Annotated in this window: 10 protein-coding genes; 3 read left to right on the top strand and 7 right to left on the bottom strand. The window is 41.6% G+C overall.

What is annotated here, in order from left to right; all coding sequences use genetic code 11:
- Nucleotides 1–11: 11 nt before the first annotated feature.
- From C5470_RS07980 to fdhE, 4 genes are all read right to left on the bottom strand, one after another.
- Nucleotides 12–1,661: an LTA synthase family protein gene (locus C5470_RS07980; protein WP_166287532.1), complete on the bottom strand. Its 1,650-nt coding sequence runs from the start codon at nt 1,659–1,661 to the stop codon at nt 12–14.
- Nucleotides 1,662–1,791: 130 nt separating this feature from the next.
- Nucleotides 1,792–3,651 carry a selenocysteine-specific translation elongation factor gene (gene selB / locus C5470_RS07975; RefSeq protein WP_166287529.1) on the bottom strand — a complete coding sequence of 620 codons (1,860 nt, stop codon included), beginning with the start codon at nt 3,649–3,651 and terminating at the stop codon, nt 1,792–1,794.
- Between the two features lie 34 nt (nt 3,652–3,685).
- A complete protein-coding gene (selA, locus tag C5470_RS07970) occupies nt 3,686–5,077 on the bottom strand; it encodes an L-seryl-tRNA(Sec) selenium transferase (RefSeq protein WP_166287526.1) in 1,392 nt (463 codons plus the stop codon).
- 22 nt (nt 5,078–5,099) lie between these two features.
- Nucleotides 5,100–6,029, bottom strand: a complete 930-nt coding sequence (gene fdhE / locus C5470_RS07965; protein WP_166287523.1) for a formate dehydrogenase accessory protein FdhE — start codon at nt 6,027–6,029, stop codon at nt 5,100–5,102.
- Between the two features lie 686 nt (nt 6,030–6,715).
- Between fdhE and C5470_RS07960 the strand changes: the two genes are divergently transcribed.
- The 3 genes from C5470_RS07960 to C5470_RS07950 all read left to right on the top strand — a co-directional run bounded on the left by C5470_RS07960 (nt 6,716) and on the right by C5470_RS07950 (nt 10,069).
- Entirely contained in the window at nt 6,716–7,669 is a 954-nt protein-coding gene (locus C5470_RS07960) for a methyltransferase (RefSeq protein ID WP_166287520.1), read from the top strand.
- A gap of 423 nt (nt 7,670–8,092) precedes the next feature.
- Nucleotides 8,093–9,046 (top strand): methyltransferase, encoded by a 954-nt coding sequence (locus C5470_RS07955; protein WP_166287517.1) that lies wholly within the window; start codon nt 8,093–8,095, stop codon nt 9,044–9,046.
- Between the two features lie 69 nt (nt 9,047–9,115).
- Nucleotides 9,116–10,069, top strand: a complete 954-nt coding sequence (locus tag C5470_RS07950) for a methyltransferase (protein WP_166287514.1) — start codon at nt 9,116–9,118, stop codon at nt 10,067–10,069.
- A 181-nt stretch (nt 10,070–10,250) separates the two neighbouring features.
- On the opposite strand, the gene fdoI is transcribed toward C5470_RS07950, so the two are convergent.
- Genes fdoI through fdnG form a run of 3 tightly spaced genes read right to left on the bottom strand, consistent with a single transcriptional unit; the run spans nt 10,251 to nt 14,877 of the window.
- Nucleotides 10,251–10,892 carry a formate dehydrogenase cytochrome b556 subunit gene (gene fdoI / locus C5470_RS07945; RefSeq protein WP_036845367.1) on the bottom strand — a complete coding sequence of 214 codons (642 nt, stop codon included), beginning with the start codon at nt 10,890–10,892 and terminating at the stop codon, nt 10,251–10,253.
- A complete protein-coding gene (fdxH, locus tag C5470_RS07940; RefSeq protein WP_166287511.1) occupies nt 10,889–11,818 on the bottom strand; it encodes a formate dehydrogenase subunit beta in 930 nt (309 codons plus the stop codon). Before fdxH ends, fdoI begins: the two co-directional genes overlap by 4 nt.
- A gap of 11 nt (nt 11,819–11,829) precedes the next feature.
- Nucleotides 11,830–14,877, bottom strand: a complete 3,048-nt coding sequence (fdnG, locus tag C5470_RS07935) for a formate dehydrogenase-N subunit alpha (RefSeq protein ID WP_166287508.1) — start codon at nt 14,875–14,877, stop codon at nt 11,830–11,832.
- Between the last annotated feature and the right edge of the window lie 18 nt (nt 14,878–14,895).

Genomic DNA, 14,895 nt, shown 5'->3' with positions numbered 1-14,895 from the left:
TATTTTACGGCTTACTTTTTACCTGCCACTTCCAATTGCTGATAAATATAGTGTTTGTAACTATCCACCAGCGCTTTATCCTGACAATCATCCAGCGCCCCCCAACAAAGGTGGCGCATCGTCATATTCGCCCGGTAAAAAGGTGAAGAATCCAGTTTAGCTCTCTCCATAATCATTCCACCAAGGAATGAAATATCTGTCAGTTCATCAGTCTGAATAGTGTTTCCCTGTTTTAGGTTATCCCGCATAGTGAACTGAGTGATATAACCCGGATTTGAAAATACGCTATCGTACTGGCCTAGCTCTATATTGGGTTGATGATCACCAAAGTAGAGAAAAATGGTAGGCTTTTCCCGTTTAGCGACGAACTCACTGAAATCTTTGATTGCCGGATCAGAAGCCTTGATTTTCTCCATATAGTGACTGAACTTACCAACCGCCTGTGAATTTTTCACATGCCCGGAAAGCCCGTAATCATCTGAATGATCTTCATCATATGGACCATGTTCATACATAGTCAGTGAGAAAATAAACAACGGCTTATCGGTTTCCTGTGCCAGAATTTCTTTCACATAACTCAATATCTCTTGTGTAGAGATAGTCCACAGATTTTCATCAAGACTAGCGGGATACCCTAATTCCTGTGGCTGGATAATACGGTCAACACCCAGCGTCTGATAAGCATGACCAGAATGATAGGAGGATTTATTAAATGGAGTCAAAACAACAGTGTAATAGCCATTCTGTTTCATCTCGCGGAACAGGCTATATTTCAAGTGATCAACGATAAAATAAAAAACAGCATTCTTACGTGAGCCAAAATCATCGGTATTCAACCCCGTCAGAGCAGAGAATTCAGATAACCATGTACCACCGCCGAAAGTTTGTACCCGCATTGGGCTTTGTGCGCTGACCCCGGAATCCCGCTGGAACATATAAAGATCCGGCAGATGGGCATCATCAGGCAGCTGATAGATATGCGGAGTAACTGTAGATTCCTGCAAGAGCAACACTACATCGGGTTTGATTTCTGACTGCGGCACAGGCAACGTGACATTCTTAGCCTGTTGCAGGAAATAATCGGATGATTGCCCAAACTGAGGCACACGACGTTTGACATCTTTAGCTGACATCACCATATTGGTCACTGTACCACGCCCTTTTGGCAGTGAAGATTCCCATTGATCTCTAAACGCGTTGGCGGTAGCACTCACTTCCCATGCACAGAACGCAACCAACACCAGACTGACAGCGCGCCATTCGAAACCACGTAAAGGTGATGATTTTTTCCAGCTCAGAGTCATATTAAACATCAACCAGATAAACATAGCGACAACTCCCAGGCCAGCCAGCCAATAGTGTCGCAATGTTTCCTGATTAGAAGGATCAAACATCAGGTTAAGGTCAGAGAACATCAACTGTTCTTTGTAGTAATGAATCTTTATCTGATTAAGGAACTTGAAGATAATAAACAGTGTTCCGGTAAAGGCGGCAGAAAACAGTAACCGGGCTGACACAAAAAACACCAGACCAAATATCACACCAAACACACCGACAGCGATCAACGCCGGGTAAATATCTTCACTTTTTTCAAAAACCAGTATTAAAGTTGCAATAAACAATAATCCCAGATAAACACCCGATATTATCTTTCTTTTCATACCGTACTAAATCCAGTTAAATAGAAGGCTCACGCCGATAACAGTTAGCAAAAATAACACAAGCTGTTTAAATCAACAGAAACAAAACTGTGATTTTGCTGAAATTGCCCATATTTTAAACAAAAAACTATCAGAATAGTCCATTATCCCTAAGAATATGTGATTCAGCCTGACGGCGGGTAAAACCACTGTTATCAAAGAATTCCAGGATCTGAATCGCCAATTTACGACCAATACCTAATTCATCACGAAAATCGGCGGCAGTAATCGCACCATGATTTTGATTAAACTTGCGGATAAGTTCCGCGAACTGCTGAATTCGTTGCCTACAGTAATAGCGATCCGGAACAATGGCCGTAATATGTCCCAATTGAGCTGATTTTTTCAACAAACTGCGAATTGTCGCCTCTTCTTCCTTTAAATCAGAAGCCAAATCACGTACCCACCAGGGATCCTCGGTAAAATAGGGGGCTACTCGTTGCCACAGTTTTGCCTGTTCATCACTGAAAGCCAAACCATGCTCAGGAAGATATAACCAACCATGTGACTGTTTTAATTGCCCATCCCTGAGCAAGAGATTTATCAGAGTATAAACCAGCGCTTCATTCAGCGTTGGCAAAGCCATCCGTTTCAGGCGCGCCCTTCCCAAACCCAGTTGATCAGCATGTTGCTGATGGTATTCAGCTAAAACCTGTAACAATTTCTGTTCTGCCAATCTGGCATTGCTCTGTGATAACACCATACCATCAGCAATAATCACATCCATATCAGCTAGTAACTGATGGAGATCCGCTTCCGTTAACTGGCGCGCCCAAGAAAAATGGCTGAGAGAAAGTTCACCTCGTAACAAATGGAGCGCTAAGTTAGTCGCATGGTCCGATGTTTTGGCAAGCCGGGTGAGCCAATGCAAAAATTCTGGCTGGCGCTTACCACGGCGGGGAGAATTGAGGTTTATCACCCGAGCCCCGGCAAGTGTTTTTCTGGCACTGATATCGCGCAATATCAACCGGTCATTCTCAACCAACCATAATGGGCTATCAAGCACCAACTCAGCCAACTGAGGCGTATCAGAAAGCTGATTCAGTAATGAAATCCGACCCGTTATATGGCTGGCGGCATGATGAATATGAAGCGATTGCCAATTTCGCAAAGGTTCATCAGTTTCCACTTCCACCAGTACCTTCTCCACATTTTTAAAAGGTTTTTGGGAAAGTAGCCAGTCACCACGGGAAACCTGTTCTTTACTCACATCACCGATAATATTCAATGCAATACGCTGCCCAGCCTGAGCCATACTTGTCTGTTGATTCTGAGCATGCAGGCCACGCACTCTGATTTGTTTATCACTGCCGGTCAGCCAAAGGATATCTCCTACACTAACCTGGCCGGCCAATGCCATTCCCGTCACCACCAGACCCGCGCCTTTTATACTGAAAGCGCGATCGATCGCCAAACGAAAACGCTGATGTAATTTTTCATGCTGCTTATTTTGCTGATGTAACTGCAACAGATGCTGCCTCAGAGGGATAACACTTTCTTCCTCAGTGGCAGCCGTGACAAACAGAGGGGAACCAATCCAACCTTGAGTTACCAGCTCATATTCAATCTGTTGACAAACGTCAATTATCCGTTGTGGTTCCACCCGGTCTGCTTTAGTGAGCGCAACTATCACCGCCGGGCGGCCAATCAAACGCAGAATAACTAAATGTTCTCTAGTCTGAGCCATTACCCCATCGTCACAAGCGACCACTAACAAAACATGATCGATACCACCGACCCCGGCCAGCATATTGGCGAGGAATTTCTCATGTCCAGGCACATCTACAAAACCAATCGAAGATCCATCCGACTGCGGCCAATAGGCATAACCCAGATCGATGGTCATACCTCGTATTTTCTCTTCCGGCAAATGTGCCGTATTAACGCCGGTAATAGCTTGAATCAGTGTGGTTTTACCATGGTCAACATGACCTGCTGTGGCGAAAATCATAGTAGTTTCAGAAAATTATGGTAGTTCCAGAAGATTATAGTAATAGTGCCTGCAACAATGTCTTTCCATCTTCAAGACAACGTAAATCGAGCCACAAGCGCCCTCCAGAGATACGGCCAATAACGGGTTTCGCCAATCCACGCCAACAGCGGGCCAGCTGTTCCAGTGTGCTCCCTTGACCATCAGCAGCAGCGAAAGTTAAAGCCCAACTAGGCAGACGATCAACCGGCAGCGAACCACTGCCAATCTGTGAATAACATGGCTCACTACGAACAATAAACCGGTCACCATAATATGCCTGAATCTCAGGCAATAGCTGTTGTGCCATATCATGCATTTCTCGCTGTTGGCGGGTTAACAAACGCAATGTTGGCAACTGCTGACAGAGTTGTTCAGGGCGCTGATACAACCGTAAAGTCGCTTCCAGAGCAGATAACGTCATTTTGTCTGCCCGCAAAGCACGTTTCAGTGGATGACGCTGGATAGCTTCTATCCATTGTTTTTTACCCAGAATAATTCCAGCTTGTGGCCCCCCCAGTAATTTATCACCAGAGAAAGTAACCAAATCGATACCTTGATCCAAATAGTCCTGAGGCATCGGTTCAGCCGGCAGCCCATATTGCGCCATATTAACCATAGAGCCACTACCCAAATCAATTGCTGTAGGAATTTGATATTTCACTCCCAAAGCGGCCAATTCACAACCAGACACTTCCGCAGTAAAACCTTCAATACTGTAATTACTGGTATGCACCTTCATCAGAAGCGCAGTCTCTCCATTGATAGCCTGCTGATAATCTCTCAGGTGAGTGCGGTTAGTCGTACCGATTTCAACCAATTGGCACCCTGCCTGAACCATCACATCAGGAATACGGAATGCACCACCGATTTCCACCATCTCACCACGGGAAACAACAACTTGCTTACCTGACGCCATAGTGGCCAACAATAACAACACCGCCGCTGCATTGTTATTAACGATACAGGCATCTTCCGCACCCGTTAATTCACACAATAAATTCGCCAAAGCGCGATCACGGTGCCCACGCCCGGCACCATTGAGGGAATATTCTAACGTTACCGGTGAACGCATCACTTGTGTTACCGCTTCAATAGCTGATTCTGCCAGTAATGCCCGGCCAAGATTGGTATGAAGCACAGTGCCACTAAGATTAAACACCGGCTTTAAAGCCAAAGCTTGCTTCCGCTCCAGTCGCTGACCAAGTGCCACAGCCCAGTTATCACACCAATCAGGTAATTCCTGATGCTGCTTGATATTTATTCTGACCTGCTCCTGCATTCTTCTTAATGTCGCAGTGATTAACGTCTGTCCATATTGTTCCACAAACGGTGCTATCTGTGGCTCATGTAACAGGCGATCAATGGCGGGGATCTGGCTGTACAGCGGACACGGTTTTTGTGTCATGGCAATTCCGTCAAATTAACACTTACTCATTTGGGAACAAGAACGGGTTGATGCTACTGCGAGCAAAACCTTCCTCTTCCATTTTGGCATCAAGGATCAACGAAGCCAGATCATCAGCAGTAGCCTCAATTTTTGGATCTTTTTCCTGGTAGAGGATTTTCAGATAACTGCCACAATCACCACAACTTTCCGCTTTCACCGCGGCTTGCTCACTCTTTAATGACCAATAATTCAGATCACGGGTCTGTTCACAGTTGCTGCATTTCACCCGTACCATATGCCATTCACTTTCACACAAGCTGCAATGCAGGTAACGCAGCCCGTTGGTTGTGCCAATCTGAACGACACTGGCGACGGGAATACTGCTGCAAACCGGGCAAAATTGACGATGCTCACCATATTCTGCCCTCGCCTTTCCTGGAATTTGATTTGCCATTTGTGCCCAATACAAAGAAAGTGCAGCCCAGATAAAGAGTGCTTTTTCAGGGCTAACTTTACTGAATTCATTTTTCAGCAAAGCATCAGCCATCTGTTCCAGCTCCTGCTCCGACGCTTTTTCCAAATTATCCAGAGCGACACTGACATGTTCCGGTGCATCCGGCGCCAATTCTGCTATCAGAGAGTGAAACAGTTTTTGCCAATGCTTAGTGCGTGGAAATGTTTTACAATCCAGAGGTGGTTTACCTTCAGCGGCAGATTTTTCCAGAATATCCACTATCTCTATTTTCAATGGATTGTCATGCAGCACTTTTTGCTGGGCCTGAGCAACTTCTGCTGCAAAGTTAAGATAGTCAGCAAATGGGTTATCTGTTGCCAATTGTTGCAAACGCTCAGCCCGGCGCTGATAGAGATTTTTCAGATTAGCAAAAAGCAGTGGCGGGATATAATCTGCTGCTTTTTCATTGATACGATCTTTGCTCAATTGTTCTTTAGGAACGATGCGAATACTCATTAAGCTCTATCTTCCTGTTATCTGTTTTACGGCTTTTAGGCTAACAATAACCTTAAGCCTGTTTTTAGCACTCAGCATAGATCAAAAGCAAGCTCTGAGCCACAGAGAGAATTAGGAAATTACGGTAAAAACTCAGGTAATGATATTGGAAGCTGTGTACTCAATAGCAACCAATATATTTAAAAACACCTATAATTATTCAGGTTTTATAATTATTAATTTTTTCCATACATTAATTTAAAAAAAATATTCCACTATGTTATTTCCTGCCATTTGATTAAAAAAACAAAAATAGTTAATTGTGATCTTCGTCATTTATTTTTATTCGATTTAATATAATCTTTGGTTAATAACTCACTCCTAAGAATGAGTAATCAAGGTGGATGGATGAAATACTTTAATAATACATTGTTGATTTACTGCTCTGTTCATGTAATTATGATCCCCTCAATGTTGTGTTAGCTTTATATTGGATAAATTAACTATGATCAATCAAATTGAGTTAACCAATTGGGAAACAAGCCGAATTAAAACCTCATCACCTAATAAGGAAAAAATGGCAAAGTTAATAATTACATTTTGGTTAAAATATGTTTAAAAGATATCTAATTAGTCACAATGATATTTTTAGGCTTTAGATTAAACATATAATTTATTTATAAAATAATCACATAAAGGATAACTCAATGCTAATCGACCTGATTACATCGCATAGAAAAACAGCCGCAATTTACGCTTTTGTTGATACAGGATTATCTGATCACTTTAAAAATGGGGCCTACGTAGATATAGACGAGCTTTCCCATAAATCTGGCGTTGACAAATCTCGCCTTAATCAATTATGTGATTATTTAATTGAAATAGGAGTATTGGTTAGCAACAATCACGGAATAACACTTTCTGACGAATGCAGTGCACTTACCGACCCTGAAAGTCTAGAGTCATTAATGATAAAATATGAAACCAACCAAGAACATTGGAACTCTTGGGTAATGTATTCAAAATCTCTACGTGAAAACAATGGTAAATCAGCATTTGAAATGGTATATGGAAAGACAATTTTTGAACATCTAGCGGATAATAAATCACTCAGAGCAGATTTCGATGCTCTAATGACAAAAAACTCTAATACATTAATTAAAAATTTGCTTGATGTTTATGATTTTAATAAATATAACAGAATGTTAGATGTTGGAGGCGCAAGAGGACATCTTCTGAAAAGCATTAATGAAAAAGTAAAAGGAAAACATTATTCTGTATTAGATAGATATAATGAACTTCCTGTTTCAGAAGATATAGATTTCATAAATGGAGATTTTATGAAATCTATTCCATCAGGTTATGATTTATATATCTTAATGAATATCATCCATAATTGGAGTGATAATGACGTAATATCAATTTTAAATAATTGCCGAAAAGCAATGGATGATGACTCAACTATATTATTGATAAGCATGATGAAAAAACCTCAATCCCCAATAGCTAACTCTATGAGCATATTCATGGATATGCTATTTTTATCGAAAGAGCGCTATTTGGATGAAGTCGAATACCTGGCTAATCAAGTAGGGCTCACCATTAAAGATAGTAAAGATATAGATGAAACATTTTCAACTATTGAGCTAAAGGTAAAGTAAATTATAGGTAGTTACAGATTACTTCCAAAGATGATTATATGGATATTGCATTACTAAGAAATTCATATATAAATTGGCATCATAATCTTCGATGCCAATTTTCATTTTATATCAATGTAACATATACGTATTAAAATAATATTCAGCGAGCAGGTTATGTTCTGCCAATTGTGATCTTCATCATTTCTTTTTATCAGATTTAAGATAGTCTGATAGTTAATAGCCTAACTCAAACACGTGTTCAAATTAAGTTAAACAATTATCAAGTAAAGAGAATTAGATCTTCACTATATCACCAGGAAAAAATAACAAAGCTAATAATCACATTTTAGTAAAAATATCCAATCAGTCGTAATGGCACTTCCTGGACTTTAGATAAAACACTTCATTTCTTTATAATATAAAGACATAAAGGATAACTCAATGCTAGTCGAACTTATTACCTCATATAGAAAATCAGCTGCAATTTACGCTTTTGTTGATACAGGATTATCGGTCCATTTTAAAGATGGGGCCTATATCGATATCAGTGATCTTTCTCATAAATTTGGTATTGATCATTCTCGCCTTAACCGATTATGTGATTTCTTAATTGAAGTAGGGGTATTAGTGAACAAAAACGATAAAGTTGCACTTTCTGATGAATGCCGTGCACTTGCCGATCCTGAAAGTATGGAATCATTATTTATAAAGTGGGAACTCAGCCCAGATTGCTGGAACGTTTGGTCAATGTACCCCAAATCCTTACTTGAAAATGATGGAAAATCGGCATTTGAAATAGCACATGGAAAACCATTCTTTGAATATTTTGATAACAATAAATTAGCCAGATCAATTTTTGACTCCGCAATGTCAAAAACCTCAGACAGAATAATTGAAAAGTTACTTGATATTTATGATTTTAGTCAATACAACAGAATATTAGACGTTGGAGGTGGAGAGGGAAATCTTTTGATAAAAATCAGAGAAAAAGTAAAAGTAAAACACTACGCTGTATTGGACAGATATAATGAAATTCCTGTTTCAGAAAATATAGAGTTTATAAATGGAGATTTTCTAAAGTCAGTTCCATCAGGTTATGATTTATATATTTTAAAGAATATTATTCATGATTGGTCTGATAATGATGCAATATTAATTTTGGAAAATTGCCGAAAGGCAATGGATAACGGTGCAACTGTCTTATTGATAAACTATACGAAAAAGTCACAATCCAGAATGGTTATATTTTTAGACATATTAATGGATGTACTATTTTCAGGAAAAGAACGTTTATTGAATGAATTCGAATACTTAGCTAACCAAGCCGGGCTTGTCATTCAAGATACTAAAGATATAGATGAATCATCTTCAATTATCCAACTAGGAATAAAATAAACTATAGGTAATGTATATTTGAGAAAATACTTCATTTCTCTATAAATATGAAGATATAAGGATAACGCTATGCTAATCGATCTGATTACATCATATAGAAAATCAGCCGTAATTTATGCTTTTGTTGATACAGGATTATCAGTTCACTTTAAAGATGGAGCTTATATCGATATCAACGAACTTTCCCATAAATCTGGTATTGATCATTCCCGCCTTAGCCGATTATGTGATTTCTTAATCGAAATAGGGGTATTAGTTGGCAACAACGATAGAGTCGCGCTTTCTGATGAATGCAGTGCACTTGCCAATCCTGAAAGTATGGAATCACTCATGACAAAATGTGAGATTAGCCCAGAGTTTTGGCACGCTTGGTTAATGTATTCAAAATCCCTACTTGAAAATAATAGCAAACCCGCATTTGAAATAGCACATGGAAAACCATTCTTTGATTATTTGAAAAGTAATCAATTACTTAAATCAAACTTTGATCGTTTTATGTCAAAAAACTCAGACAAAATAATTGGAAAACTGCTTGATATTTATGATCTTAGCCAATACAACAGAATATTAGATCTTGGAGGAGGAGAAGGAAATCTTTTAATAAGAATTAGCGAAAAGGTGAAAGGAAAACATTACGCTGTATTAGATATATATAATGAAATTCCTGTTTCAGAAAATATAGAGTTTATAGATGGAGATTTTTTTAAATCAATTCCTTCAGGTTACGATTTATATATTTTAAAGAATGTTATCCATAATTGGTCTGATAATGATTCAATATTAATTTTAAAAAATTGTCGAAAAGCGATGGACAATGATGCAACTATTTTATTGATAGGATTAATAAAAAAATCGCAATCAGAAAGAATAAAATCTACAGATATTACAATGGATGTACTATTATCAGGAAAAGAGCGTTACTTGACTGAATTCGAATATCTGGCTGACCAAGCAGGGCTTGTTATTAAAAACACTAAAAATATAAATGAGTTATATTCAATTATCGAACTGGGTGTAAAATAAATCACAAGCCAGTCAGGACACCTTTAAAGATAATCATATGGATATTGTTTTTTTAAGAACTGGGCATATAATAAATGGTATCGAAATATTTGATACCATTTTTATTTTAATAATTTCCTGTATTGCTCAAACTTGATGAGTAATAGGCAGAATATAACTACTCTGCCTTGATTATTATATATCAGAGCTTATCTTCCTGTCTCTCCTGTTTCATCACTTCACGATACCAACGTGGATGATGCTTCTTCGCCCACCCGCGAGTCACCCAACCTTCAACCATAGCCCGGACAGAACCTTTCACCCAGAATGCCGCATAAGCATGAATAATAATGGTCAAGATCAAACCAATGGCTGACATTGAATGAACCAATAGAGCAACACGGATAACCGGGATAGAGAAGAAATCAGCAAAATATGGACGCCAGATAATAATACCACTGACGGCCAGCAATATCAGACAGACACTGATAGACCAATAGACACCTTTCTGACCCAAGTTGTATTGACCGATATCACCGGCTTCCTCATTTCTCAAAATCTTACGAATATTTTTCAGCCATACAATGTCGTCTTTATCGATAAAGTTATGTTTGAAGTATCTGAAAAACATAAAGATAAACAAAACAAACATCACAGAGCCAGCAAACGGATGTAAAATCCGTGACAATTGAGGTGTACCGAAAATATTCATCAACCAGTTAAATGATGGGAAAAAGAACCCCAATCCACTGATGGCGGTAAACAGAAAACAGAGTACTACTGCCCAGTGGTTTACCCGCTCAACCGGTGAGTGACGGATAATAATATCCTTCCTCTTTTTCATCTCCGCTCCTCCCCATTCACTGATTTCGGTGAAGATTCCGTATCACAACGTGCATCCTCTTCATCTTCCTCAGTTACACGATTCGGACCAATACCCACATAATGGAAGAGACTGGCAGCAAATGTCGCCGCAAACCCCACCGCAGCCAGAGGCTTCCAAATACCTTTCCAGAAGGTGACTGTCGGGCTGATAGACGGATTATCCGGTAGGCCATGATATAACTGAGGTTTATCACTATGGTGCAACACATACATCACATGAGTACCCCCAACCCCTGCCGGATCGTACAGGCCAGCATTCTCATAACCACGGCCTTTCAACTCAGTGACCCGTTCAGCAGCCAAATCTTTCATCGCTTTTTTACTGCCAAAATGGATTGCACCGGTCGGACAGGTTTTCACACAAGCAGGCTCCTGACCGACACCAACGCGGTCAACACATAAGGTACATTTGTATACCCGGTTGTCCTCTTTGTTAATACGCGGCACATTGAACGGGCAACCCGCGATACAGTAACCACAACCAATACAGTGTTCTGACTGGAAATCAACAATCCCATTAGCATACTGGATGATCGCACCTTCCGCCGGACAAGCTTTCAAGCAGCCCGGATCAGCACAGTGCATACAACCATCCTTGCGGATAAGCCACTCCAGCTTGCCATTCTCTTCAACTTCCGAAAAGCGCATCACGGTCCATGATTTAGCGGTTAAATCAGCCGGGTTATCATAAACACCCACGTTATAACCGATTTCATCACGGATATCGTTCCATTCGGAACAGGCCACCTGACAAGCTTTACAACCAATACACGTTGTGACATCAATCAGCTTCGCAACTTCTTCCTGGTCATCCCGCACCCGGGGCGCAGGAGTGAAAGAGTGGGTGGCAGAGCGACGAATAATGTCTTGAGTTTGCAATGACATAATTTTTCCCCTTATACCTTTTCCACATTAACCAGAAACGCTTTGAATTCAGGCGTTTGTGTGTTCGCATCACCAACAAAGGGTGTCAGCGTATTAGCAATAAAGCCTTTTTTAGCCGCGCCTTCAAAACCCCAATGAATGGGAATACCGATAGTATCCACTTCACGTCCGTGCACATGCAGAGTCCGAATACGTTTGGTGACGACCGCTTTCGCCTTAATGTAGCCACGGTTCGAACTGACTTTGACAGTATCTCCGTGTTTGATGCCTTTCTTCTCTGCCAGTTTTTCACCGATTTCCACAAACTGCTCAGGCTGGATAATCGAGTTCAGTAATGCATGTTTTGTCCAGTAGTGAAAATGTTCAGTCAGGCGGTAAGTGGTTCCCACATAGGGGAATTTATCCGCCTTCCCCATAGCCTCAAAGTCACTTTTGAACACACGGGCAGCCGGGTTAGATATCACATTTGGATGCAACGGATTGGTACCCAACGGCGTTTCAAAGGGCTCGTAGTGTTCAGGAAACGGACCTTCTGCCATTTTATCAATCGCAAACAGACGCCCCATACCTTCCGGCTGCATGATAAACGGACCAACATCTGTTTCAGGCGCAGCCACACTGTAATCAGGAATATCAGCTCCATTCCATTTAGCCCCACTCCACGCCAATAACTGACGTTTCGAATCCCACGGTTTACCCTGCGGATCAGCCGATGCGCGGTTATACAAAATACGACGGTTTAACGGCCACGCCCAAGCCCAACCCAGTGTATTACCCAAACCTGACGGGTCAGAATTATCACGACGGGCCATCTGGTTGCCTTCTGGCGTCCAGCTTCCGGCAAAGATCCAACAACCACTGGCGGTAGTGCCGTCATCACGTAGCTGGGCAAAAGAGGTCAATTGCTGACCTTGCTTCACCATAACTTTGCCATCAGCATCAATCAGATCAACTAGTGCCCGGCCATTACTCTCCTGAGCTACCTCTTCCGATGTAGGACTGTCCGGGTTGAAGTAATCCCAAGTCATATTCAGCACCTGCTCTGGTAATACTCCTCTTTCTGCACGATACATATCCCGCATACGTTTGAAGATACCAGAGAGGATTTCGCCATCACCGATAGCTTCTCCCGGCGCATCAGCTCCTTTCCAGTGCCATTGCAACCAGCGGCCAGAGTTAACAATCGAGCCATTTTCTTCTGCAAAACAGCAACACGGCAGACGGAAAACTTCTGTCTGAATTTTAGCTGAATCAACGTCGTTAAATTCACCGTGGTTCTGCCAGAAAGTGGATGTTTCAGTATTAAGTGGGTCAATAGTGATTAGGAATTTCAGCTTTGACAGTGCATCAACCACTTTGTTTTTATCCGGGAATGAAGCAACCGGGTTAAAGCCCTGACAAATATAGCCGTTCACTTCACCTTTCGACATCATTTCGAAAAATTGCAGGACGTCATAACTTTTGTCCCACTTAGGCAACCAGTCAAAACCCCAATCGTTATCCTGACGAGCGTTACCACCATAAAAGCTCTTCATCAGACTGATAAAGAATTTCGGATAATTACCCCAGTAGTTAACCTGACCTGGCAACAAGGGTTTCGGTGTATTTGCCTGTAAGTAAGTTTGCAAATCGGTCTGTTTCTCTGACGGTAGTGTCAGGTATCCCGGCAAGCTCTGCGACAACAACCCCAAATCAGTCAATCCCTGAATATTCGAGTGACCACGCAATGCGTTAACTCCGCCACCAGCCATACCCATGTTGCCTAGCAGCAGTTGAATCATTGCCATAGTACGGATGTTCTGTGCACCAACTGAGTGTTGAGTCCAGCCCAGTGCATACAAGAAGGAAGCGGTCTTGTCTTTAACGCAAGTCTCTGCAATATATTCACAGACTTTCAGGAAATCGTCTTTTGGCGTGCCGCAAATATCACTGACGACATCAGGCGTATAGCGGCTAACATGCTCTTTTAACAGATTCCATACACAGCGTGGATGACTCAGTGTGATATCTCGTTTGGCAAAGCCGTTTTCATCCAGTGCGTAATTCCAGCTGGTTTTGTCATATTTACGGTTTTCTGCATCATAACCACTGAATAAACCATCATCAAACGAGTAATCTTCACGCACGATAAGACTGGCGTTGGTGTACGCCTCAACATATTCACGGTTAATCTTATGGTTGGTTAGCAGGTATAAAATTACACCTGACAAGAAGGCAATATCAGTACCGGAACGGATTGGCGTATAGAAATCCGCTACAGATGCTGTACGGGTAAAACGTGGATCGATCACGATTAACCTGGCGTTATTATGGATTTTCGCTTCCATTGCCCAGCGAAATCCCACCGGATGCGCTTCGGCTGCATTACCCCCCATCACGACAATCAGATTCGCGTTCTTAATATCAACCCAGTGGTTGGTCATCGCACCGCGACCAAATGTTGGAGCAAGACTTGCTACCGTTGGTCCGTGTCAGACACGCGCCTGGTTGTCTACGGCGAGCATGCCGAGAGCGCGACTAAACTTTTGAGTCAAATAGCCTGTTTCATTACTGGAAGCGGATGCACATAGCATCCCTGTTGTTAGCCACCGGTTGACTGTAACACCCTCTTTGTTGGTTTTAACAAAATTAGCATCACGATCGGCTTTCATTAACTTAGCGATGCGATCAAATGCCTCATCCCAAGAGATACGTTGCCATTCGTCAGAACCAGCAGCACGGTATTCTGGATATTTCAGACGACTTTCGCTGTGGATAAAGTCAATCAGACCCGCACCCTTAGGGCAAAGTGCGCCTCGATTCACCGGATGATCTGGATCACCCTCAATATGGAAAATACTTTCTTTCGCATTTTTTGCGCCATCGCCAAGGCTGTACATCAACAGTCCACAACCGACAGAGCAGTACGTACAGGTATTTCGGGTTTCACGCGCACGTAATAGTTTATAGCTACGTGTTTGTGCAAGAGCTGCGGTTGGAACAAAGCCCAACGCTGCCACCGTCGTACCCGCCATACCGCCAGCGCAGATCTTAAAGAACTGCCTTCTGCTGACTTGCATGGGGGATCTCCTCATTCA

This window comes from Photorhabdus stackebrandtii, assembly GCF_011189495.1.
Lineage (GTDB): Bacteria > Pseudomonadota > Gammaproteobacteria > Enterobacterales > Enterobacteriaceae > Photorhabdus > Photorhabdus khanii.
Note: the sequence above shows the minus strand (reverse complement) of the source record. Positions and strands in the feature narration are given on the sequence as shown.

Bases quoted from the DNA above. Each gene is read 5' to 3' on its own strand.
- selB (WP_166287529.1), bottom strand. From the start codon at position 3,651: ATGATTTTCGCCACAGCAGGTCATGTTGACCATGGTAAAACCACACTG.
- C5470_RS07960 (WP_166287520.1), top strand. From the start codon at position 6,716: ATGCTAATCGACCTGATTACATCGCATAGAAAAACAGCCGCAATTTAC.
- fdhE (WP_166287523.1), bottom strand. From the start codon at position 6,029: ATGAGTATTCGCATCGTTCCTAAAGAACAATTGAGCAAAGATCGTATC.
- C5470_RS07955 (WP_166287517.1), top strand. From the start codon at position 8,093: ATGCTAGTCGAACTTATTACCTCATATAGAAAATCAGCTGCAATTTAC.
- C5470_RS07980 (WP_166287532.1), bottom strand. From the start codon at position 1,661: ATGAAAAGAAAGATAATATCGGGTGTTTATCTGGGATTATTGTTTATT.
- fdxH (WP_166287511.1), bottom strand. From the start codon at position 11,818: ATGTCATTGCAAACTCAAGACATTATTCGTCGCTCTGCCACCCACTCT.
- C5470_RS07950 (WP_166287514.1), top strand. From the start codon at position 9,116: ATGCTAATCGATCTGATTACATCATATAGAAAATCAGCCGTAATTTAT.
- selA (WP_166287526.1), bottom strand. From the start codon at position 5,077: ATGACACAAAAACCGTGTCCGCTGTACAGCCAGATCCCCGCCATTGAT.
- fdoI (WP_036845367.1), bottom strand. From the start codon at position 10,892: ATGAAAAAGAGGAAGGATATTATTATCCGTCACTCACCGGTTGAGCGG.